17 protein-coding genes and 3 pseudogenes are annotated in these 22511 nt (G+C 59.6%); 12 read left to right on the top strand and 8 right to left on the bottom strand.

What is annotated here, in order from left to right; all coding sequences use genetic code 11:
- Positions 1–624: 624 nt before the first annotated feature.
- The 3 genes and pseudogenes from AC0L2P_RS28335 to AC0L2P_RS28325 form a co-directional block, all read left to right on the top strand.
- Positions 625–1647 (top strand): DGQHR domain-containing protein, encoded by a 1023-nt coding sequence (locus AC0L2P_RS28335; RefSeq protein ID WP_473506048.1) that lies wholly within the window; start codon positions 625–627, stop codon positions 1645–1647.
- A complete protein-coding gene (locus AC0L2P_RS28330; RefSeq protein WP_473506046.1) occupies positions 1647–2495 on the top strand; it encodes a hypothetical protein in 849 nt (282 codons plus the stop codon). The genes AC0L2P_RS28335 and AC0L2P_RS28330 overlap by 1 nt, the downstream gene beginning before the upstream one ends.
- A gap of 212 nt (positions 2496–2707) precedes the next feature.
- Positions 2708–2988: pseudogene (locus AC0L2P_RS28325) on the top strand (5-methyltetrahydropteroyltriglutamate--homocysteine S-methyltransferase); the annotation flags it as partial.
- A 664-nt stretch (positions 2989–3652) separates the two neighbouring features.
- On the opposite strand, the gene AC0L2P_RS28320 reads toward AC0L2P_RS28325, so the two are convergent.
- Together AC0L2P_RS28320 and AC0L2P_RS28315 are read right to left on the bottom strand one after the other, a co-directional pair.
- Positions 3653–3901, bottom strand: a complete 249-nt coding sequence (locus AC0L2P_RS28320) for a DUF982 domain-containing protein (RefSeq protein WP_473506044.1) — start codon at positions 3899–3901, stop codon at positions 3653–3655.
- Positions 3902–4176: 275 nt separating this feature from the next.
- Positions 4177–4479 (bottom strand): DUF982 domain-containing protein, encoded by a 303-nt coding sequence (locus AC0L2P_RS28315; RefSeq protein WP_473506042.1) that lies wholly within the window; start codon positions 4477–4479, stop codon positions 4177–4179.
- A gap of 244 nt (positions 4480–4723) precedes the next feature.
- Here AC0L2P_RS28315 and AC0L2P_RS28310 point away from each other — a divergent pair, with 244 nt between their 5' ends.
- Positions 4724–5188, top strand: a complete 465-nt coding sequence (locus tag AC0L2P_RS28310) for a Ros/MucR family transcriptional regulator (protein WP_473506040.1) — start codon at positions 4724–4726, stop codon at positions 5186–5188.
- Between the two features lie 353 nt (positions 5189–5541).
- On the opposite strand, the gene AC0L2P_RS28305 is transcribed toward AC0L2P_RS28310, so the two are convergent.
- From AC0L2P_RS28305 to AC0L2P_RS28285, 5 genes and pseudogenes are all read right to left on the bottom strand, one after another.
- Positions 5542–6708 (bottom strand): NAD(P)/FAD-dependent oxidoreductase, encoded by a 1167-nt coding sequence (locus AC0L2P_RS28305; RefSeq protein WP_473506038.1) that lies wholly within the window; start codon positions 6706–6708, stop codon positions 5542–5544.
- A gap of 214 nt (positions 6709–6922) precedes the next feature.
- Positions 6923–7906: pseudogene (locus tag AC0L2P_RS28300) on the bottom strand (adenosine kinase); the annotation flags it as partial.
- Between the two features lie 102 nt (positions 7907–8008).
- A complete protein-coding gene (gene metK / locus AC0L2P_RS28295) occupies positions 8009–9205 on the bottom strand; it encodes a methionine adenosyltransferase (protein WP_473506036.1) in 1197 nt (398 codons plus the stop codon).
- 57 nt (positions 9206–9262) lie between these two features.
- Positions 9263–10600: a serine hydroxymethyltransferase gene (locus AC0L2P_RS28290; RefSeq protein WP_473506060.1), complete on the bottom strand. Its 1338-nt coding sequence runs from the start codon at positions 10598–10600 to the stop codon at positions 9263–9265.
- Positions 10601–10638: 38 nt separating this feature from the next.
- Positions 10639–10959, bottom strand: a complete 321-nt coding sequence (locus tag AC0L2P_RS28285) for an ArsR/SmtB family transcription factor (RefSeq protein WP_473506058.1) — start codon at positions 10957–10959, stop codon at positions 10639–10641.
- A gap of 973 nt (positions 10960–11932) precedes the next feature.
- Between AC0L2P_RS28285 and AC0L2P_RS28280 the strand changes: the two genes are divergently transcribed.
- The 4 genes and pseudogenes from AC0L2P_RS28280 to AC0L2P_RS28265 form a co-directional block, all read left to right on the top strand.
- Positions 11933–12253: a HesB/IscA family protein gene (locus AC0L2P_RS28280; protein WP_473506034.1), complete on the top strand. Its 321-nt coding sequence runs from the start codon at positions 11933–11935 to the stop codon at positions 12251–12253.
- Positions 12254–12741: 488 nt separating this feature from the next.
- On the top strand, positions 12742–14244 hold the full coding sequence (locus AC0L2P_RS28275; protein ID WP_473506032.1) for a M16 family metallopeptidase: 1503 nt from the start codon (positions 12742–12744) through the stop codon (positions 14242–14244).
- A gap of 4 nt (positions 14245–14248) precedes the next feature.
- The gene (locus AC0L2P_RS28270) at positions 14249–15637 is read left to right on the top strand and encodes a M16 family metallopeptidase (RefSeq protein WP_473506030.1); all 1389 of its coding nucleotides are present in this window, start codon (positions 14249–14251) and stop codon (positions 15635–15637) included.
- Positions 15638–15743: 106 nt separating this feature from the next.
- Positions 15744–17169, top strand: a pseudogene (locus AC0L2P_RS28265) (type II toxin-antitoxin system HipA family toxin); the annotation flags it as partial.
- 851 nt (positions 17170–18020) lie between these two features.
- Here AC0L2P_RS28265 and AC0L2P_RS28260 read toward each other — a convergent pair.
- Positions 18021–19376: an aspartate aminotransferase family protein gene (locus AC0L2P_RS28260; protein ID WP_473506029.1), complete on the bottom strand. Its 1356-nt coding sequence runs from the start codon at positions 19374–19376 to the stop codon at positions 18021–18023.
- 1035 nt (positions 19377–20411) lie between these two features.
- Between AC0L2P_RS28260 and AC0L2P_RS28255 the strand changes: the two genes are divergently transcribed.
- From AC0L2P_RS28255 to AC0L2P_RS28240, 4 genes are all read left to right on the top strand, one after another.
- On the top strand, positions 20412–20624 hold the full coding sequence (locus tag AC0L2P_RS28255; protein ID WP_473506056.1) for a TatD family hydrolase: 213 nt from the start codon (positions 20412–20414) through the stop codon (positions 20622–20624).
- The gene (locus tag AC0L2P_RS28250) at positions 20572–20748 is read left to right on the top strand and encodes a TatD family hydrolase (protein WP_473506027.1); all 177 of its coding nucleotides are present in this window, start codon (positions 20572–20574) and stop codon (positions 20746–20748) included. The genes AC0L2P_RS28255 and AC0L2P_RS28250 overlap by 53 nt, the downstream gene beginning before the upstream one ends.
- Before the next feature lie 73 nt (positions 20749–20821).
- On the top strand, positions 20822–21157 hold the full coding sequence (locus AC0L2P_RS28245; protein WP_126848722.1) for a helix-turn-helix domain-containing protein: 336 nt from the start codon (positions 20822–20824) through the stop codon (positions 21155–21157).
- Entirely contained in the window at positions 21150–22403 is a 1254-nt protein-coding gene (locus AC0L2P_RS28240; RefSeq protein ID WP_473506025.1) for a type II toxin-antitoxin system HipA family toxin, read from the top strand. Before AC0L2P_RS28245 ends, AC0L2P_RS28240 begins: the two co-directional genes overlap by 8 nt.
- Positions 22404–22511: the final 108 nt, after the last annotated feature.

Genomic DNA, 22511 nt, shown 5'->3' with positions numbered 1-22511 from the left:
CTTTCTCTTCATCAGTCCGTCCTTCAATCGAGGCCGGACTCTAATCTCAGATGGAGGAAATTACCCGTGGCAGGTCAACGGTGATCAAGGTCGATGGGGTGAGGTTGAGATCGAATTGGACGATACTCTGAAAGCGGCTTGGGGCCCGCCCGAGTAGGCGCGAGATACGGTGCCCTAGTCCGCCTCTCTTGCGTCCAGATTTGTGTCCTAGCCGTCGTTTGCGGCCGATGTCCGCGCACTAAGCAAAAAATCGGAGATCATATACCAGAGAACCCAGAGTGTGGCCGCTGGACAAGTACGAGGTCATTTGGAGGCTTGTCGCTATAACGCTACCAAGATGTACCCTGCTCCAGAGACGTGTCGGTCCCGCTGAGTTGTGACGGCGGTGAAGACCAATTCAACGCGAGTGAGGTCACCCGCAACGGTCTTTAGGTGTTGGAAACGGATGAGAAGGAGAATCTTCTCGGGCTGTGATTATTGCAAAATTGCTCAAGATCGATTGAATGATACCAAATTGGGAAAGGCGCGCCTCGGACGGATGAGGACGGCGGCCTACGACCCAAGGCCATGAAAACAGTTACGATATTCACTTCCGCACTCTGCGACAAAATAGGTTGGGCTCCCATGACGAAAGTACCGGCGATTAAGGTGAGCCAAGGCCAAACGGTCTTCTACCTTTTCGTGATGAGGGCCTCCGCACTTTTCGCGGTGACCGAAATCAATCAGCGTGTGGAAGGTAAGGAAGAAGGCTACCAGCGTGTCCTCTCGCCGGGACGATTGCGCTCGGTGAGCCGCTACATTACCGGCGGGGGAATTGTGCCTGGATCAATAATTGTATCATTCGACACCCTCACCTACGACCAGAAAGCGAGATCTGTTGAAGTTCCCGATGTAGCTAATGCAGGTTGGGTTATCGATGGCCAACATCGATTGGCGGGAGCTTACGAAGCTTCAAAGGACGGCACTGATATCGAGTTGCCCATCGCCGCGTTCGCCGGAGCCAGCTTCGAGAAGCAGGTTGAGCTCTTTATAACTATAAACAAGGAAGCGAAAAACGTTCCGTCGTCATTGTATCTCGATCTCTTAAAGCAACTGCCAAAGAAAAAAACCGAAAAGGATACACTTGAAGAACGCATTACGGATATCGCTAGGACGCTCAATGGCGATGAGGAATCCCCTTTCTTCCAACGGATTATCTTTACGAAGACGGCTCGCTCTGGTGAAGTCGGCCTTACCAACTTTGCACGTATTATGCGTCCGCTGTTCAACAAGGCTGGAGGCACCCTAAGCCCGTACACCCAAACTGAACAGGTCAGGGTCATCGATAACTATTACAAAGCCCTTCAGACCGCGTTTCCCAAACAATGGAAGAACGACACACCGCTATTTTTCCGAACAGTGGGTTTCGGAGCGGTGTGGAGGGTCTTTCCTTTCGTTTTTACGACCGCACTTACGAACTACAAGGCCTCTAATGTAGCCTCATTTGTTAAGATATTTAGCCAAATAGTCGGGTTCCCATTTGAGAATTGGACCCAATACGGCACCGGCAGCGCGGCAGAAATCGCTGCTGGGGATGACTTCTTGAGCGTTTTACAAGAGGCCTTTTCCGATGACGAGACGGGTACGACCGGGTTGAAGCTCGACTGATGAGCCAGATTAAGGATTTCGAACATCCGGTATGGGAACTTAGGCAGGACCAGTGGCTGAACCATATTCCAGCCGATCTCGAGGGGTCGCCACTTACCGCCGCCCAGCTCATTGCGCAGACGGGAATAGAGCTAACCGACAAACTTGAATTCGAACAAGTGCCGCTGCTGAGAGAGCGGACGTTTGCAGATGGAATTTTTCTGCGCGATAAGGCGCGATACTGCTTCAACAGCTGCGAAATATTGAATCGCGGTGGCTATCCGACCTGGACTGCGTTATCTATGTACGACGCTGCGTTTTTTGCTGCAAAAGCTTTGATTTTCTTCCTAGGTATTCGTGACCACGCGCGAGCAAGCACTTACTACATCGAAATTTTCCGCAATCGCACTAAGAAGAATAAAGTCATTTTCGATGGCCACGGAGCGCTTCAGCTTAAAGAGCGTCTCACGCATGATATGGTGTGGCAGATTTTTGCCCGTGTTTTGAACACTTTAAAGGGGGGCATGAATAAAATAGACATCCCAAGTGTTTTCAAAAAAAATGATTTCGGTAGTTTTAGTAAAGAACGCAATAGGCTTTTATATGAGAGTGCGACATGGAGTCGCGAGAACGACCTGGACAGCAGCGATCTTCGCAATCCAGTCGCTTATATCGAGAACGTTCGGTACACGGAATCCTTGGGCGAACAGGCTGCTGAATATTATTCAAAATATTATGTGGTGGCTCACATCACGCTTACTATAGTGGAAATTTTTTTATCAGAGTTGGGCACATATGCTCCAGCAATCGCTATACACTTGGAGCGATTCCCAGGAGTCGGGCACGCCAGAAATCTGACATTTGCTTAGTATAGCTCGGCTCACGATTAGAATGGCTTGGATGTACGGCCGCTATGTGCCCTCTTACCTCGCAGGGACGTCAGTAAAAATTTCGGTGCGTCGTGTAATTGTCCAGAACGATAATGCGCCTTTTCGGCCCGGCCACTCAATTCCCACGCTTCTGAATCCTGACCGCTCCCTTGCGCTGCCGTTTTATCAGCTCGCAGGGCTCAAGCCCCTGTGAAACCTCGCGCTCGCAGATGGAACTGCTCGATACGTTTCGAACCTTCAAGTATCCGAACGAGATCGGTCCTGGCGTCTATGACATTCACTCGCCGCGGGTCCCGGAAGTGGGCGAGATATCCAACCTCATCATGCTTGCGCGTGATCGATTGTTGGATGGCCAACTGTGGGTGAATCCCGACTGCGGTCTCAAAACGCGCAGATGGGAGGAGATCCGCCCTGCCCTGATGAACATGGTGGCTGCGCACGCGCAATTCGGGAAAAAGCGCAGACGGCGTAGGGCTCGGTGCCACTCGCCGGCGGTGAGCGGCAACGCCACACACCGGGGCAATCTTGGGAGTCTATCCGGCGCACCCTGCCGAGGCCCTCGTTACGGCACGTCGAAGTCAGCTGTTCCAGAGGCCGGGTTGGCGGGCGATCGAAGGAGGCTTCGGCCTCAAATGAGCCGGCCAGAAACGAGACGGCTCACCGCCAGCCAGTTTCGGATTATTATGTTGTCCAGTATCACTGTCGTTTCCCCGATCTTGATCGCCGAGATCTCGCTCCTGACCATCTGAAGAAGCATCGGCGATCACGCGCCGCCGGTCCGCGGAGCGCGTTCCAGGAGACCGGATGCAGGGCTTAGCTGGGGAAAGGTTCAAACGGCCCTTCTGGAGACTATAAAGCGGCATCGACGCTCTGCCATCTGCAGCGGACCAACTCCCCGCTCGATGGCTCCGTCTGCCTCTGCCTCCAATCACGATCGCCACGAAGGCGAAGCCGAGCGCCCGCAACTGGCTGGCGTACCCCTCGTGTTTTGATGGTGGAAGATCCGGCGCCGGACCAGGAAGCCATCGCGGAAAGTGCGGGGTTGGCTGGCTCCTGGCGGATGCCGGCAGGGGTGTTCGGACCGCGCCAAATAGCGATGCGCAGATGGCCAAGGTTCATGAGCGGCGTCCTAAATCTCAATCGCTGCGCAGAATGCGTGCTTCGAGCGCGGCTGCGACGAAGGCTCGTCTAGCGGCTGGTGGATGGGTCTTACCGCGTAGCACCTGCAGACAGGTGTCCATCGCTATTCTGCGTTTATCGGTCTCATTATGCAGATCCCGGAGCAAGATAGCGGCCGCGTCGTTGACGTCGAAGACGATTCGCTCCGAGCTGCGGCGGCTAACCTGAACAACGACTGGCCTCGCAAATCTGATCAAGCCGGTCATCTCTCCCCCTCCACAGCCACTATGCGGCAAACAGCCCCGGGTCGCATTTATTTACTCAGCCGAACGCCACCGCTGCATCCGCGCCGCCGAACCTGGCCATAGCCGACCAAGCGATCGCCATGAGCTGCATCTGGCCATGGTCAGATTGCGTGCGATCTGCGGTTTTGTAGCCGGTGGTGAGGAACTGCTTCTGAGTCGCGTGGTCTAGCTGTGCAACTTGGACATACTGCACTGCTTGACGCGTCTCGCGCCAGTCTCAAACACGTCGTCGAAGTCTACACCTGCACTTTTCCACTGCCCGATCTGCAGGCGGCGATCCACTGCATCGCGGAGGTTGTATCTTCCAATATGGCGACCCGCTTCGCAAAGCCTAAAAATGCATTGCGCGCCGTGCTTACCGGCTTGCGCCCGTCGTATGCATCGTAGCATGCCCTCAGGGCGGTTTCGTGGATCAGGTCTCTGCGATCTTCCGGCCATTCACTGAGAAAATCGATTGCATCCGCAAGGCCGGCAATCTCTTGGATAAGGTGCGCCGCGCGCTTCACAAAAAGGGGGCTGCTGAAAGCCTTAGCGTTCATTCGTTCCTCCCAACCTTCCAAATAGCCAAATTTGCGTGAAGAGGCGCCGCATCGACGCGGCAACCATGGCACAGTGTGTTGTCAGGACGATGACGGTTCACGAGGAAGATCCGCGACTGCGGCCGGGTGTGTAGCGATCCGCCAACAGATCGTGCAATGGCTTGATTGCCATCAAACGCGGTCGTCACTATTAAGCTATGAATTGATTCCCCACCGCCTAGTCTAAACCCGCAGGAGCGTTTTCATGACCGAAGAAACTGAGAGCAAAGCTGACAACCTCATCGAACTCACCGCCCATGTCGTCTCAGCCTATGTTTCGAATAATCCGGTTCCCGTCGGTGAACTGCCTGGGCTTATCGGCCAGATCCACATCGCATTGACAGGCACTGCTGGTGGTGCCGCACCAGAAAAGCCGGAAGCTCTCAAGCCTGCCGTACCGATCAGAAAATCGGTTACACCCGATTACATTGTCAGCCTTGAGGACGGTAAGAAGTTCAAATCGCTCAAGCGTCACCTGGCTACCCACTATGGCCTTACGCCCGACGAATATCGCGCGAAATGGGAGCTGCCGGCGGACTATCCCATGGTGGCGCCGAACTACGCTGCGGCGCGCTCGGCATTGGCCAAGACTTTTGGTCTGGGCCGCAAGCCGAAGGAACCGGGAACGCTGGCACCTGCCAAGCGTGCCCGCAAGAAAGCCGCAGCCTGACCGCACTTTTCAGGATCGGTTAAGCGGATGCGGTATCATTTCGCAGTCGCGAGATAAACTTTGTGCATTGCAATATCACGCGTCTAACGGTATGATTATGTTGTCGGCCATCTACTCCTCCCAGATGGGGTGCCGACGCTGATTGGGGCGCACCTCCTCCCGCGTCTCATTCGAAATAGAGCCCGCTGCCACCTCCTCCCGGCAGCGGGCTTTTTCTTAGTCTGAGGCGCGATTTCGGTCCAGTTCCAACGCATTTGGCTCTAGGCCATTGTGCCGCGGCACCGCCTGTCGCGATCTTTCGCGCCCCCTCTGTCCCGCCGGCACCAAAGAGAACCGTCGCGGCGCCCTTGTTATTAGATCACATTCAGCTCACGAAACGCCCGCTCCTCAGCGACACGGCTGTACCCAAACGCCGAGCAATCCACCGTGCGATAGCCGCCATGCACGATCAGTTCGGCCAGCGCTTTGCCGACCGCCGGCGCCTGCTGCAGGCCGTGGCCGGAGAAACCGTTGGCGAAGAGGAAATTACCGACCTCGGGATGCGGGCCGATCACCGCGTTCTGGTCGAGCGTGTTGTAGTCGTAATGGCCGACCCAGGCGCGCGTTGGCTTGATCGCCTCGAAGGCCGGAATGCGGGTCGCCAGCACCGGCCAGATCACCTCTTCGAACAGCGGCCAGTCGGGGTCGAAGTCGGTGGGATCGGCTGGTCCTTCGCCCTCTTCCGGCTCGGCGCCACCGGTGATGTAAACCGAGCCCTCCGGCCGGACATAGATGCCGCTCGGGTCGACCAGCAGCGGCATGTCGTCATATTTTTCGCGCGCCTCGAAAACGAAGATATTGCGCTTGCGCGGCTCTACCGGCAGCGCCAGCCCGGCCATTGCTGCCACCTTGCCGGCATTCGGCCCGGCGGCGTTGACGACGGTGCCGGTCTCGAGCCGCTCGCCATTGTCGAGGACTACACTAGTGACGCGGCCGCCCAGCCGCTCGATACCCGTCACCGACGCCGTGATAAAGTCGATGTTCTTCGTCCGCAGCGCCTTGCGGAACAGCATCAGCATCGCATGCGCGTCGAACCAGCCTTCGCCGCTGCGGCCATAGGCGCCGGCGGAGATGCCCTCGACCGACAGCCACGGAAAGCGGCGGACGAGCGCCTCGGCACCCTCGAGCACGATGTCGGCACCCTCGGCCATCTGCGCCTCGTGATTGGCCCGCAGGATCGGCAGGCCATTCTCGCCGGCAAGGATGAGGTAGCCGCCTTCGCGAAAGCCGATATCGGCGTCCGCGCCGAACTCTTCCCTGAGCCGCCGGAACAGTTTCAGCGTGAACTGCGACAGCCGGATGTTTTCCGGGATCGAGAACTGCTGGCGAATGGAGGCGCAGGACAGCGTGGTCGCGGCGCGGGAAAATAGCGGGTCACGCTCGACAAGCGCGATCGAGCCCGAAAATCCTTCCTCGCGCAGATAATAAGCGACCGAGGAGCCGACGATGGCTCCGCCGATGATGACGATGTCGTAATGCATCTTTTTTCGCCTTTCCGGTTCAAACCGCTGTGTCGATCACACAGCCGTCAGGATGATCTCGAACTGCGTGCCGCGCTGCGCGGGTCTAGCGACTTAACCTGTTGCCACACGAGCTGACGATGGCGGGTGAGCAATACATGCGTCAGGTCGAGCTGCTGCAGCCTGCACGAGGCGAGACGGGCAGCTCCTCGCAACATCGGCCGGCTAGATCAAACCCTGCCTGCTCGGCCTCGCGGCGCAGATTCTGGCGTGGCCTTGGGCCGATCTGCTGGATGACCAGTCCCGCCGCCAGCGAGCCGAGATCGCCGCACTGCTTCAGGCTGCGTCCTTGCGTATAGCCGTAGAGGAAGCCGGCGGCGTAGAGGTCGCCGGCGCCTGTGGTGTCGACCAGTTCGCGGATCCTGGTCGCCTCGATGGTGACGGTCTCGTCGCCGCGCACGATGACCGAGCCTTTTTCCGAACGGGTGACGGCGGCGATCTTGCAATCCTTGCGGATCTGCGCCAGCGCCTCGTCGAAAGACGCGGTCTGGTAAAGCGACTTGATCTCGTGGCTGTTGGCAAAGACGATGTCGACGGTGCCGGAGCGCATCAGGTCGAGGAACTCGTCGCGGTAGCGGTCGACGCAGAACGAGTCCGACAGGGTCATCGATACTTCGCGCCCGGCCGCGTGGGCGAGCTTGGCCGTCTGCCGGATCGCTTCCTTGGCGCGCGGCGGGTCCCACAGATAGCCCTCGAAATAGGTGACCGCCGCGCCCGACGCCTTGTCGGCCTCGACGTCCTCCGGGCCGAGCTCGACGCAGGCGCCGAGATAGGTGTTCATCGAGCGCTCGCCGTCCGGCGTGACGAAGATCATCGAGCGCGCCGTCGGCGGTTCGCCGTTGAGCGGTTTTGTGTCGAAGGCGACGCCTTGGGCATGGATGTCATGCGCGTAGATTTCGCCGAGCGCGTCGTTGCAGACCTTGCCGAAGAAGGCGGCGCGACCGCCGAAGGAGGCGACGCCCGCCGCCGTATTGCCGGCGCTGCCGCCCGAGGCTTCGATGGCCGGGCCCATACGGCTGTAGAGCAGTTCGGCGCGCCTCGTGTCGATCAAATTCATCGCGCCCTTGATGATGCCGTTGGTCTCCAGGAACGCCTCGTCGCACTGGGCGATGATGTCGACAATGGCATTGCCGATGCAAAGCACGTCATAGTCCGGCATCAATTCATATCTCCGCAACTACCCAACGGCTTTCTGCTATGCCGGCCGGGAGCGGGTCCGGGAGTTGAAATGGGTTGCCGAATGCGCTTGATCCAGCGGCCATCACGCAGCTGCCGGTCCTGCTTCACGCAGCAAGTCGTCGGCTCTGTCTGTCTTCTCCCAGGTGAACTCAGGCTCTTCGCGGCCGAAGTGTCCGTATGTCGCCGTCTTGCGGTATATCGGGCGTAAGAGATCAAGCATCTTGATGATGCCTTTCGGTCGGAGATCGAAAAACTCAAGAACTAGGCGCTCGACCTTTTTTTCCTCTATCTTTGCGGTTCCGAAAGTATTGACGTGGATAGACACCGGCGCGGCCACGCCGATCGCGTAAGCAAGCTGAACCTCGCAGACCTCTGCAAGGCCGCTGGCAACGATATTCTTCGCGACATACCGGGCGGCATAGGCCGCCGAGCGGTCAACCTTGGATGGGTCCTTGCCCGAAAAGGCGCCGCCGCCGTGACGCCCCATTCCACCGTAGGTATCGACGATGATCTTGCGTCCGGTGAGGCCGCAGTCGCCGGCAGGCCCACCGACCACGAACCGCCCTGTTGGGTTGACCAGAAATCTGATCCCCGAAGTATCCAGGTGGGTCGGCAGGACCGGTTTTATGATCTCCTCAATGACGCCTTCGCGGACTGTGGCTTGTGAGACCGCCTCGTCATGCTGCGTCGACAGGACTATGGTATCCAGCGCCACCGGGCGGAAACCCTCGTAGCGCACGGACACTTGAGATTTTACGTCCGGACGCAGCCAGCCAAGCAGCCCCGTTTTCCGGACCTCGGCCTGTCTTTTCGTCAAACGGTGGGCGAGTTGGATCGGCAAGGGCATCAGTGTTTCGGTCTCGCTGCATGCGAACCCAAACATCAGCCCCTGATCTCCCGCCCCCTGCTCGAGATCCTGCCCTCGTCCTTCGTCAACGCCCTGGCTTATGTCGGGCGACTGCTCGGTGAGAGCCAGAACGACGGCGCAACGTCGACCATCAAAGCCGATGGCATCGTCGTCGTACCCAATATCGAGTATCGTATCGCGGGCAACTTGGCTGTAGTCGATCTCCGCATGGCTGGTGATCTCGCCAGCCAGAACGACCATCCCTGTCTTCACCAACGTTTCACACGTCTTTACCAATGCCTCACAAGCGACGCGCGCCTTAGGATCCTCGCGAAGGACGGCATCCAGGATGGCATCCGATATGTTGTCTGCCAACTTATCCGGGTGTCCAGCGCCGACGGATTCGGAAGAGAACACGAACTGTCTGGTCATGGAATGCCCTCGCTTCAGGTGTTGGAGTTAGCTGGGATGTTTCTGGATTAGGGTGGCTTACCGGTCGGTGATGCCGGGGACGCCGAACGCAGTGCAGAAGTCGGCAACGTCTCTTCGTACGCTCGCATGAACTTTCTGGTCGTCGGGCTGACGGCAGACCGAGTCAATGAAAGCGGCGATCTGCACCATTTCCCCCTCACGCATGCCCATGGACGTCACTGCCGGCGACCCCAAGCGGATTCCGCTTGTCACCGTCGGGTCGCGCGGGTCGCCCGGCACCATATTGAAGTTCGTAATGATCCCTGCCCTTGCCAGGCGCTCGGCATAGGCTTTGCCTGATAGCGGCCGGCCCCGGAGATCAAGGATCAGCATGTGATTGTCAGTCCCGCCGGTGACCAGGTCATAACCACGATGCACGAGCGCCTCGGCCAGAGCCCTGGCATTCCTGACCATCTGATGACCGTAGGTACGGAAAGACGGGGTCGCGGCTTCCTGCAAAGCAACAGCTAGCGCAGCGATGATATTCATGTGCGGCCCACCTTGCAGTTGAGGAAACACCGCGCGATCAATCCGTCTGGCGAGATTGTACTTACTCGTGGGATGATAGAGGGCCTGATACCGATCTTCATTCTTCGACAAAATGAAGCCTCCACGGGGGCCGCGGATCGACTTGTGAGACGTGCTGGTGACGACGTCGCAATGGGCCACGGGATTCGGATGCGCTCCAGCGACAATCAGGCCGCTGATATGCGCAATGTCAGCCACGAGATAGGAGTTAGCCTCCGCAGCGATTTCTGCCATTGCCGCGTAGTCAAAGACACGCGGATAGGCAGTTCCGCCGGCCCAAATGAGTTTTGGCCGTTCCCGCCTGGCTGTCTCGCGCAAGCGGTCATAGTCAATTTGCTGCGCCTGTTCGTGCAGCCCATAGGGGGCGTGTTGATAATCGCTGCCGGAGAAGTTGCCGGTCCAACCATGGGTCGGATGGCCGCCCTCGGAGAGAGGCAAGCCCATCACTTTGTCTCCCGGACTCAACAGTGCTCGATAGATGGCCTGATTGGCCGGCGAGCCGGAGTAAGGCTGGACGTTGGCGTGTTCACTGCCAAACAGCGATTTCAAGCGCCCTATCGCGAGGGTCTCAAGCTCATCGAGGATCTCGTTTCCCTCGTAATCGCGCTCACCCGGGTACCCCTGGGCGTACTTGTTCGTGAAGATCGAGCCGGTCGCTTCCAGCACGGCTGAGGAGGCAAAGTTCTCAGATGCGATGAGTTTGAGCGTCGTCCGCTCCTGCCGCCTCTGTCGTAGAAGCAGTTCGTGAACGTGACAATCGACGTGGACCAAGGAAGACGATCCGTATGCGCCGGGGTCTACGATGGCTGCGTCAGCGGAGTTCTTCATGGTAGTTTCGCGCTCCCATCTGGGCAGATCTTTCAAGATCAAGCAGCAGTCCCCTTCGCCCAGGCGTCTTGCACCGCCTCGAGCCGCTCCAGGTCCCGCTTATGATACCCATCGTCGTGGGGCAGGAGATCGACCAAGAATTGAACCAACCCTCCGTCCTTGCCCTCTGCATTGAGATGATATGAGGACCAAGGACGTTGTCCGTTGCCGCAAAGAAAGTCGGCTCTGGCGAGCATCCGGACGTGTCGCGCAACGCGCTCCCGACGAAGATCGAGAATCTCCGCTAGTTCGCAGACAGTCAGGTCGGCATGCGCGCAAAGGCCCAGGATCCGAAGGCGATCAAGGTGTGCTGCTGTCATTAGACGATCGACCAGTATCATCATTGGTCAGAACGACGCCAAATAGAAGAACCGAACCCTCGTCCTGCTGGCTTGATCATTTCGCGCTCTTCGCAAATGCTGTTCGGCAGCGGACCATAAAACGACACCAGATTTCTGCCGCCACTGAACTCGAAGTTGTGGTGAGCGTAGTACCATCGACAGCGATTTGCGGTCGCAAAGATCCCGTGAATTTCCTTGAAGGATCTGTTGCAACGCCTAAACAAGAACGCAACGAGATTGGCGAGGCTGGTAAGACGGCAAGCTGGCGAACTGCTTGGGCAAGAGGGGGCGATCGGCGGCACCTTTCCTAGGGGACAGTTCTAACCTGCATGGTGCACCTGATCCGCCGTTTACTTGATTCCGTGTCACGGAAGGACCGCAAAGCCGTCGTGCCGACGCTCAGCGCCAACGAGCTTGCGAAACAGGAGCCCCACCGCGTCAGATCGAGCGACGCGCTGTTCCATAGGCGGCGCGTTGGCCCACCTTCCTGGCTTCACGGCATCTACAATGCCTCAGTCGGCCCTCGCGAGGTGGCGGACCGCCCGGCAGGCCATGGGCCGAGCAGGCGAGTGGCGTTCGGCACCTACGAGCCGACGCAGAATCGACGGCACCTGCTTTGAGAAGGCGCGATCGATGCGGCTGTCGACCACGCGGTGTTCGCCCTCGCACCGTGTGGGGACGGCGGCGCGGCTTTTGGAGCGCAGCACGAGTTAAGTGTTCCGACCCTTACAGTGGTCAACATTCATATGACCGAAAACGCTGGCTCAGGCGACGACACCGGCGATTTGTCCGATGCCGCTTCTGTACGCAAGGTTTCACTCTGTCCGACATCCGACAATTGTTGGATGTCAGACTGGGGGCCAAATCCGCTAAACCGTTGTTTTATGGATTTGTCCTCTCTGGCACGTTCTGTGCAGCGTGGCTTGCGAACGCATCAGCAGAAAATAATCCCATGATCACACTCACTGAAGACGCCGTCGCCGCCATCAAGACCGCGCTTTCCCGCGCCGACGAACCGGCGGAAGGCTTTCGCATCATGGTCGAGGCGGGCGGCTGCGCCGGCTTCAAATACCTGATGGGGCTGGAAAGCGTCTTGCGCGAGGGGGATGCCGTCATGGAGACGGACGGGATCAAGGTGTTCGTCGACGCAAGCTCCCAGCCCCATCTCACCGGCACGACCGTTGACTTCGTCACGGACCTGAAGTCCTCGGGCTTTGTTTTCGACAATCCCAACGTGCGGCACAAATGCTCCTGCGGCAAGTCCTTCGGCTAGCCGCCATCAGAACAAAGATCGGCGCCATGCGGAACGACACCGACAAGGTCTACATCATCAGCGACAAGGTATATTGCATCAACGAAGTAGATCTATGGCGGTTGCTGCGGGTCCTGATTTGACCGCAGCAGCACATTCAGCTGGAAGGCGAAGCTGACAAAAGGGGGGGGCGTTTCTGCGCTTTCTCGCCGCAATTTCGCTCATGCTGCCGGCGGTCACCGCCCATCCGGCGATGACGGGGAAGATATCGTGTTAAGCGGCACGCGCTTCCCATTCGGCGATCTCCGATGTCCGACAATGTCGGATACGCAACATAGCAGACTGCGGATAATCACATTGCCGAGACGAGTTTCTCGTTTGGCACGGTATGTGCGCGATTCCGCAACGCCTCACAAACTAAGGAGAAGTCATCCGATGATCATCCACCAAAGAATGCCCCTCACCTTGATTCACTCAAAGATGACGCTCGAGTCAGGCCTCGCAACGTGATGGCTCATCTGGCTCGGGGCTGTCCACCGCCCCACTCTCTCCCACTACTAAGTGGGACGAGCACGCAGCACCCTCAACATAGGAGACAACTCACTTTGCCTCGAACTTTGCCCACCGCCCGATCACCACAAGCTAAGCCATCGCTGAACCTTCGGTCCGGCTGGCTGCGCGGGACGCTTTTTGCGACCGCGCTAACGTTTGTGAGCACCGCTCCGGTCCTAGCGACCACCGATGACATCAAGGCGACGACTTTCCTGCTCGACAACGGCATGGAAGTGGTCGTCATCCCCGATCACCGCGCGCCGATCGTCACCCATATGGTGTGGTACAAGATCGGCAGTGCCGACGAGCCGCCAGGCAAGTCCGGCATTGCCCATTTCTTCGAGCATCTGATGTTCAAGGCGACCAGCAACCATGCCGCCGGCGAGTTGAACCGCGCGGTGGCCGAGATCGGCGGCTCGCACAACGCCTTCACTTCCTATGACTTTACTGCCTACTACCAAAGAGTGGCGCCCTCGGCCCTGGAGCAGATGATGAGCTTCGAGGCTGACCGCATGCGCAATCTCACCCTCACGGATGATGTTATCAACACCGAGCGGGATGTGATCCTGGAGGAGCGCCGCTTGAGGATCGACAACGTTCCGGAATCGATTCTCGATGAGGAAGTCGCCACCGCATTGTGGCAGAACCAGCCCTACCGCATTCCGGTCATCGGCTGGATGCAGGAGATGGAGAAGCTGAACCGCACCGACGCGATAGCCTTCTACAACAAATATTATACGCCCAATAACGCCGTGCTGGTGGTGGCCGGCGATGTCGAACCGGAAACGGTCAAGGCGCTGGCCGAAAAGACCTATGGCAAGATCGCGCGCGGCCCGGATCTGCCGCCGCGCATCCGCCCCGTCGAGCCCGAGCAGAACACCAGGCGTACGGTGACGCTGACCGACGGGCGCGTCAGCGTGCCGAGCTTCACCACGCAATGGGTGGTTCCGTCCTATCACACGGCAAAGCCAGGCGAAGCCGAAGCGCTCGACGTGCTGTCCGAAATCCTCGGCGGCGGCAACCGCAGCCGGCTCTACCAGGAGCTTGTCGTCAGGCAAGGCATTGCCGCGGAAGCCGGCGCGTTCTTCCAGGGCACCATGCTCGACGACACCAATTTCACCGTCTATGGCGCGCCGCGCGGCGACGCCAAGTTTGCCGACGTCCAAGCAGCGGTCGACGCCGAGATCGCCCGCATCGCGAAAGAGGGCGTTACCAGCGACGAGCTGGAAAAAGCCAAGGACCGTTTCGTCCGCTCGATGATCTTTGCCCGCGACGAGCAGGAGGACATGGCCAGCATCTACGGCTCGACGCTCGCCACCGGCGGCAACGTCCAGGACGTTCAGCAATGGCCGGACCGCATCCGCAAGGTCACCGCCGACCAAGTCAAGGCGGTCGCTGCTCGCTATCTCAATCTCGACCATTCGACCACCGGCTATCTCTTGCCCAAGACGGAGAATTGATGTGATGACGAACCAACATCGCGGCGTCGTTGCACGCGCCCTATCCTCTCTCTTTGAAAAAGGGAGGGTCTCGCGCCTCGCTACTCTGCTTGCCATGCTTCCCCTTGCCATTTTCTTCCTCATGCAGCCGCCCATCGCCCGTGCGGCGATGACGATCCAGGAGGTGACGTCTGAAAAGGGCATCAACGCCTGGCTGGTGGAGGACCATACAGTGCCGATCATTTCCATCCGCTTCGTCTTCGATGGCGGCGCGACGCAGGATCCGCCCGGCAAGGAAGGGCTTGCCAATCTGATGAGCGGCCTGTTCGACGAAGGCGCCGGCGACCTCGACAGCGAGGCCTTCCAGATCAAGCTTGACGATGTCGGCGCCGAGATGAGCTTCGAGGCGCAGCGCGACGGCACCTATGGCTCGATGCGCATGCTGGCCGAGCAGCGCGACGGCGCCTTCGACCTGCTTCGCGTGGCGGTCAACCAGCCGCGCTTCGACCAGGCGCCGATCGACCGCATCCGCGCTCAGATCCTGTCCGGCATCATCGCCAACGAGCGCGATCCCGACACGCTCGCCCAACGCAAATGGCTGCGCGCGATCTATGGCTCGCATCCCTATTCGAGGCCGGGCGAAGGTACCAAAGAGAGCCTCGCTGGCATCACGCCGGCCGATCTCAGCGCCTTTCACAAGGGGAATTTCGCCCGCGACGGCCTGCATGTCGCGGTGGTCGGTGACATCGATGCGAAGACACTGAATGGAAAGCTCGACCAGCTGTTCGGCGATTTGCCTGAGAAGCAGACCCTCGCCCCAGTCGCCGATGTTAATCCCAAGCTCGGCCAGCAGGTAGAGGTGAACTATAACCTGCCGCAGACGTCGCTGCAGCTGGCCTGGCCTGGCGTCAAGCGCAGCGCGCCGGACTTCTACGCCGCGGTCTTGATGAACCAAATTCTCGGCGGCTCGCCCTTCACGTCGCGTCTGTGGGAGGAGGTGCGCGAAAAGCGCGGCCTCACCTACGGTGTCGACTCCGCTCTGGTCGACCACCAGCATTCCAACGCGCTCGTCGTCACTACGGCAACGCGCGCCGACAGGGCGGCCGAGACGCTCAGCCTGATGCGCAAGGTGGTGAAGCAAATGGCGGAAGAGGGTCCGACCGAGGCCGAGCTCGAGGCGAGCAAGAAAGATCTCACCGGCGCCTATGCCATAAACAATCTGGGTTCCTCCAGCTCGATTGCAGCCACGCTCGTCCAGTTGCAGCTCGACAAGCTCGGTATAGACTACATCGAGCGCCGCCCGGCCCTCATCGAGCAGGTGACACTCGAACAGGTCAGGGCAGCGGCGAAGAGGCTGCTTTCCGCCGAGCCCGCCATTATGAGCGTTGGCCCGCGGCTCACGGGCGTCCCGTGACGACGAATAATCTCGCGCTCAACAATAGCTGAAGGACTCCGCCGACCTACATGTGGCGGATCCGACTATGGTGTGGCAGAATGAACGCCTCGACTTCTGCCTGCTCGCCCTCGCAGAGACGATGCGCGAGGCAATTGCGAACCGCCTCATAGAAGAATACGGCGTCGCCCAAGGCGCTGCCGACGCAACATGGGCGCTTGCCCGCGCAAACCAGTGGTATCGCGAAGGCGAGCACGCGGAGCGCTTCCTCCTCCGCCGTCCACTGACGGCGGAGCCTGCGCGCAACGAAGCCGCGCTCGATCTGATAGTAGCGTGGCACGGCGCTCCACTCGGCAATCTTACACATGATGGTTTTGAGTGGCGCTGGAATCCAGACGATCAGGATGGCCCGCCACTTGTTCGCCAGACCACGCCGGGGAAGCTGCCTCCTTTCATCCTGTCGCTGTTGCCTGAAGGCTGGCTTGAATCAGTGTTGAACTACCGCGACGAGCGCGCGATGCTGCGCTCGGGCAAACGCTACATGTCGAACATCAACATCGTCGAGCATGCGAGCGATCTCTCCGCCCTGCCGCCCGACATCCTGCTAACCCGGCTCAATGGATTTACTAGGAACTCTGTCTTCACTGGCCAGTATGCAGGGCCGGGTCGCGGCGATTTAGAGCAGAGTTTCGAACGCAATCTGGCGCAGATTTTCGAGCGTACCGATACGCCCCGTTTATCGGGCATTCAGATCAAAGCGCCGATGTTCCTCAATACCGACGGTACTCTCTCCCCCAGTACCGGCAAACCGTTCACCCACATCATCAAGCCTGCCGGTACAGGTGGATTCGAGGGCCCTGCCAGTGATCGAATGGCAGTCGCTCGCTTTGGGCAGCGCGGCCGGTTTCAAGACGCCCGCGACAGCGCTCGTCCCCATGCCTGACGGGATGCCTCCGGCGCTCCTCGTCGAGCGGTTCGACATCAGAACGAGCCTTGACGACAAGCGTCTTTTGGCGCTTGAGGATTTTTGCTCAGTGCTCGGTGTGCCCACGGAAGCAAAATACGACGGCACAATGGAGCGAATCGCGCGGGCACTAAGACCGCTATCGACCTCCCCCGAAGACGACGTCCTGCTTGTCCTCAAGCGATCCTTATTCGCCTGGCTGATCGCCGATGGGGACATGCACCTGAAGAACATGGCACTGCTGAAAATCGCAGAGCCGGGCAACGCGCAGTTCAGCTCAGTCCGCATGGCTCCGCTCTACGACGCGGTCACGACTCGCGTGTTTCCGCATCTCGAAAAAGACCGGATGGCCCTCAAGCTGAATGGCAAAGACGATCGTCTGCGGCGCGCCGACTTCAAGGCTTTCGCGAGCACGGCTGGTCTTAAGGCAGCCGATGCGGATACCAGCATCGACGATCTTGTTGCAGCCCTCTCACGCGCTCTCAACCACCTCGAATTGCCGCCGCCTCTATCAGACGGCTCTCAAGGCGCGAAGATGGCAGAGCAAATGCGCGCGGTTGTCCACGAACGCATCGAAGAGTTTGCGTAGATGCTCGATCTACTGATACGCCGGTGTCCGCTCGCAGACCCAAACACCTTATTGGCTGAACCGCCTAGCCATATAGCGTTCGAGCTTGAGCTTGCGCTTTCCCCAATCCGGCCTCCCATCCGCGTCCAATTTTTTGACGCCTCATGGACTGTGAGACGGTCAGCGTTCGCCCGGGCGGAGCTGGTCAAGGTTGCGCAGCCCGGGCGGGCGCGGATCGCGCTTGGCAGCTAAAGGGTCATCAGGCGCGGTTCTTGAAACGCCAGGACTCGTGTGGTGACAAATCGTTGATGCTGCGGACTTGCATGTTTTTTCTGTCGTGAGAGGACAAGTTTGGTGCAGGAACCTAGCTCCCACCAAAAACAACTCACACTGGATAGAAGGACTCGGAAACGCCGCAACCAACCCTGCAAAATCTCAGAAAACGACAGGAATGCTGGAGGTTGGGTAAAAAACGAACGCAAACCTCTTCACTGCAGTCAAACCGCGAAGCCGATGGCGCGTCTTTGCGCGCGGCCCTCGTTGGCGCGTGTCCACGGGCAGGCAAGCTGACAATTACCGCTCGATCCCGGACCAGCCGCGGCAGGCGCTGGCATACTGCGGCACGCGCAATTAGCAGCTACCGGTCGAATCTAATTGTCGAACCGGGTGCGAGCGGCACCCATGACCGCCCCCTGGAATCGCAGCGTGTTCTCGACGTGGCGACGATCGTCGGTGGGCCGTTCGACGTTTTGTCGTGCATTCCTTTCCCGCTTCGCTCCCGATCACGTCGCGCTCGAATATCCAGTGACAGAAATCGGCGAAGCCGCCGACGCGAGCGCTGCCGCGAAACTGCGCTTTCCACCATTGCTCGATCAGTCCCACGGAGATTGTTTCCAAGTTTCATGAACGGCATCCACGAGCGCTGCGGCCAGATCATGGACATCGGTCTCGCTCATCGGGGTCGAGAGCGCGCCAGAGCAATTCGTCGTCATTAGAAAACGCCGTTCCAGCATTGCAAGGTGCACCTTTGCGAGCGCCGCCTTCTGCAACGCGCTCGGGAACGAGGTCCGGTAGTTTCGGATCACTTCAGTCTTCAGGTGGAGCCGAAAGAGGGAGCTCGCGCCGGTAACGTGCGCGGGGAGTTCGCGCCTTCTGAGTTGCTCCATGATTTCACTACGAAGCGTTTCGCCCATCTGGTTAAGACGGGCCACGGCATCCTGTGTGTATGATTGCAGTGCCACCAGCCCAGCTGTCATGCTGAGCGGGTTTGCGCTGAACGTGCCGCCGTGGGACACGGCTGGCTTGCCCCTGGTGTGATCGAAGACCGCCATGTACGACGCAGGCCCCGCTACGGCTCCAACGGGCAAACCTCCGCCGATGATCTTTCCCAAAGCGACCAGATCCGGCTGAAAGCCGAAGATGTCATGGGCGCCACGGAAACCGACGCGGTAAGAAACGACCTCGTCGACCACAAGCAGGATGCCGTAGCGGTTACAGCAATCCTGGATGACCTCCCGCAAATCTGCCTCTATCGGAACCATGCCCACGCGGGGAGCAACTGGATCGAGAAGGATCGCGGCGAGGCGCTCATGGTGTGCACGGATGAGCTTTCTGCACGACTTGGGCTCGTTGTAAGGAAGGACAAGGACATCCGCGGCGGTGGAGGCGGGAGTTCCAGTGGCATAGAGCACACTGTTAGGCGACGAATCGCCCCAGTTGTCTGGTGCAGAATCAAGGCTCACTTCCACATAGTCATAGGCGCCGTGATATGCGCCCTCGAACTTGGCAATCATCGGGCGCCCTGTAATAGCGCGAGCGGCCTTGACAGCGAACATAACAGCCTCGGTGCCGGAGCTTGTAAAGCGGACCTGCTCAAGCTTCGGCGAACGCGTCGTGATTGCTTCCGCGAGCCTGGTCTCGCTTGTGGTCGGAAGCCCGAATGCGGTGCCGTCGTCCAGGACCTTGTGCAGCGCCTCGATCACCGGCGGAAAGGCATGGCCGTGAATGAGCGAGAAGGAGTTGTTTGCGCAGTCGAAGACCTTGCTGCCGTCCACGTCAGTGATCCAGCTGCCCGCTCCTGCCACAGCATAGGGCGGGTGGGGAGCGAAGAACTGCGCAGCACGCATGCTGCCGCCGGGTGTGATCTTTAGCGCTCGTTGAAACTCCTCGAGAGATTTTGGCCCAACGACCTCTCCCCGGTTGTGGCCCAGCCCTGAAATGCGCTGCATGTCCGAACTCCTTGACTACCTTTGTCGAGATGGCGAGGCGCTACGAAACTTTGATGCCATTTTGGCGCGGGCAGCGAGTTCTGATGGAGACTTACACCATCAACACGGATCGAGAATGCTGCCTACTTTCGTGTCGGAATCGCAGCTCGCCGGCACTCTCGGTGCCGCAACGATCACGCGAACCTTCGGCGTCGGCACGCCGGCTTCGCGGGCTAGTCTCTTGGCGATGACCTTATCGAGCGCTAGCCCATGCCGGGGCGGGCCGGATTCGGTGTACGGGATGCCCGCCGGGCATGGCGGGAACGTGGGTGAGACCGCTTCTCGCCCTGAATCCCGTACGCATGTTGGAGGCGATTCCCGTGGGCCGTCCTGCGGATGGGCGGCATAAACCGCACTAGCGAAGCGAGCAGTTCTTTATCGCCGTCGCACCGCGGCGTCTGGTGGCCGCCCTCTCGCAGTACCGCCGTCATGTTTTCGACCTCGCCGGGTTGTCGACCTCCGGGCGCGGCTGTCCGAACCGATTGATCATGCCGGTGTGATCATGGATCTATACGACGACTACTCGCATCAGCTACTCCCTCAGTTTGCGCACCGTCACGTTCCGCGCGCAGTTGGTTGATCGAGAGGAACAACTCTCTGGGCCCCGGCGGTTAACTGTCACCGTGCAAGTGACGTGCCACCGACGAGCGCGATCAAAAGGAGAAAACCACGTTTCATGCCACGCGGGCGGGATGCCACCGCGTCAGTTGTGTCGGGTTAAGAACCTAAGACATCTTCAATCGGACCCGGCCGGATACAAGAACATGGAAGTCGTCTCCTGGTCTTCAAGGATGGAGGGCCGAGCTCGAGACAACCAAGAAACATGCGATCGGCGCCTATGCTATCTACAAACTGGATCCCTCCAGCTCGATTGCAGCCCCGCTCGTCGAATCGCAGCTCGAGAAGCTCGGCATCGACAACACTCAGCGATGCGCAGAAGCCGGTGCCAAGATTCTCACTGTCCAAAGTGTGAGGAGCGTTCCAGCGGTGCTCGAGATGATCGAACAATATCTCCCGGAGGATCGCGGCACCGTCGTGCTTCACTGGTTCACTGGAAGCAAAAGCGAGGCTCGACGTGCGGCGACGCTCGGCTGCTATTTCTCCGTCAATGCCGAGATGACCCGTTCGGATCGCGGCCGCCTCTCTCGTCTCCGACTTGCCCATCGATCGGGTACTGACGGAGACAGACGGCCCTTTCACTCAGGTTGACGGTCGTCCCAGCGAGCCCGCTGACGTGAAAACCACGGTCGCCGCGATCGCCGACGTCCGGAGGGTCCCGGTCGATGCCGTCACGACAGTGGTAAGATCGAACCTTCGTTCTCTACTGGGATGAGGCCCTAAAGGGCTAGATAAATTGTAATCTTGGTGCTACATAATCGGTCAATCTGTAGTGCGAAGGTGTCATAATGCCCACTCCACACAACCCTCCTGCTGCGGTGCGGCGCGCGCTGCGCAAGCTTGGGGCGGACATCCATGATGCCCGTCGACGCCGACGGCTGCCGATGGCGGTCGTGGCCGAGCGCGCCTTCACGTCTCGCTCGACGCTGCAAAGGGTCGAAGCCGGGGACACCAACGTCAGCGTCGGTATTTATGCCGGCGTCCTGCAGGCGCTCGGCCTCCTCGACGGCCTGAGCCAGGTCGCCGACATCAGCAACGACAGCGTCGGTCAGGCGCTCGCCAGCGCCGACCTGCCCAAGCATGTCCACCTCAAGCGGCCAACCGGATCGTCCCGCGATGGCTGACTTCGAGGTCCATATCGACCTGGACGGCCGCACACGCCCGATCGGACTGGCGAGGAGCAATCGCGTCCGGGGCACCGAGACCATCCTTTTCGAGTATGACGGCGCATGGCTTGAGGATCCGGACCGCTTCTCGCTGGAGCCAGCTCTTGCTCTGACCCGCGGAGCCTTCGCCCCTCCTGCCGGTCTTGCGACTTTCGGCTCCATTGGCGACTCAGCGCCGGATACCTGGGGCCGGCGCCTCATGCAGCGCGCCGAACGCCGTCTCGCCGATCGAGAAGGCCGCGCGGTTCGCACGCTTGTAGAAAGCGACTACCTGCTCGGCGTCGCCGACGAGACGCGGCTTGGCGCGCTCCGCTTCCGCTGGGTCGGCGAAGAGATTTTCCAAGCGCCGATCCGCGCGGGCGTTCCTGCCCTAATCGAGCTTGGCCGGTTGCTCCAGATCACCGAACGGATTCTCCGGGACGAGGAAACGGATGAAGACCTGCAGCTCATCTTTGCCCCAGGCTCCTCCCTTGGCGGTACCCGACCGAAGGCGTCCGTCATCGACCAACATGGTCACCTCTCCATAGCGAAATTCGCGAAGGAGACCGACGACTACAGTATGGAGACCTGGGAAGAGATCGCGCTGCGGCTAGCCGGCCAGGCAGGTATTGCCACGCCTCAACACGAGCTGATCGACGTCGCCGGCAAGGCGGTCATGTTGTCGCGACGCTTCGATCGTGACGGTGCGATCCGCATCCCGTTCCTGTCGGCGATGGCGATGATGGGCGCCAAGGACGGCGAGCGCGGCAGCTATCCGGAGATCGTCGATGCCCTTGCTCAACACGGCGCTCAGGGAAAGACGGACGCCCATGCCCTCTATCGGCGGGTCGTCTTCAATGTGCTGATTTCCAATGTCGACGACCACCTCCGCAATCACGGTTTCCTGTGGCTGGGAAAGGCGGGTTGGTCTCTCTCGCCGGCATACGACCTCAATCCCGTTCCGACCGATCTCAAGGCCCGGGTGCTGACGACGAACATCGATCTCGATGAGGGCACCTGTTCGCTCGATCTGCTGGAAGCCGCGTCGGAGTTTTTCGCGCTCACCCTGGCGCAGGCCCGCGCGATTATCAAAGAGGTCGCGACCGTGACCGCGACCTGGCGCGATACAGCCAGGGCGGTCGGCGCTCGACCGGCGGAGATCAGCCGCATGGCCAGCGCTTTCGAGCATGAGGATCTCAGGCGGGCGCGGGCGCTGGCGCTATGACGAGGACCTTCCTCCACAGTTTCGATCCGCCAGCATTCAGCCCTGTCACGGGCGCGACCGTCGACCTCGACGTCTCGGAGATCGAGGACGCCGGGATTCGCGAAGTGT

It is taken from the genome of Mesorhizobium sp. WSM4836, from assembly GCF_055811815.1.
Note: the sequence above shows the minus strand (reverse complement) of the source record. Positions and strands in the feature narration are given on the sequence as shown.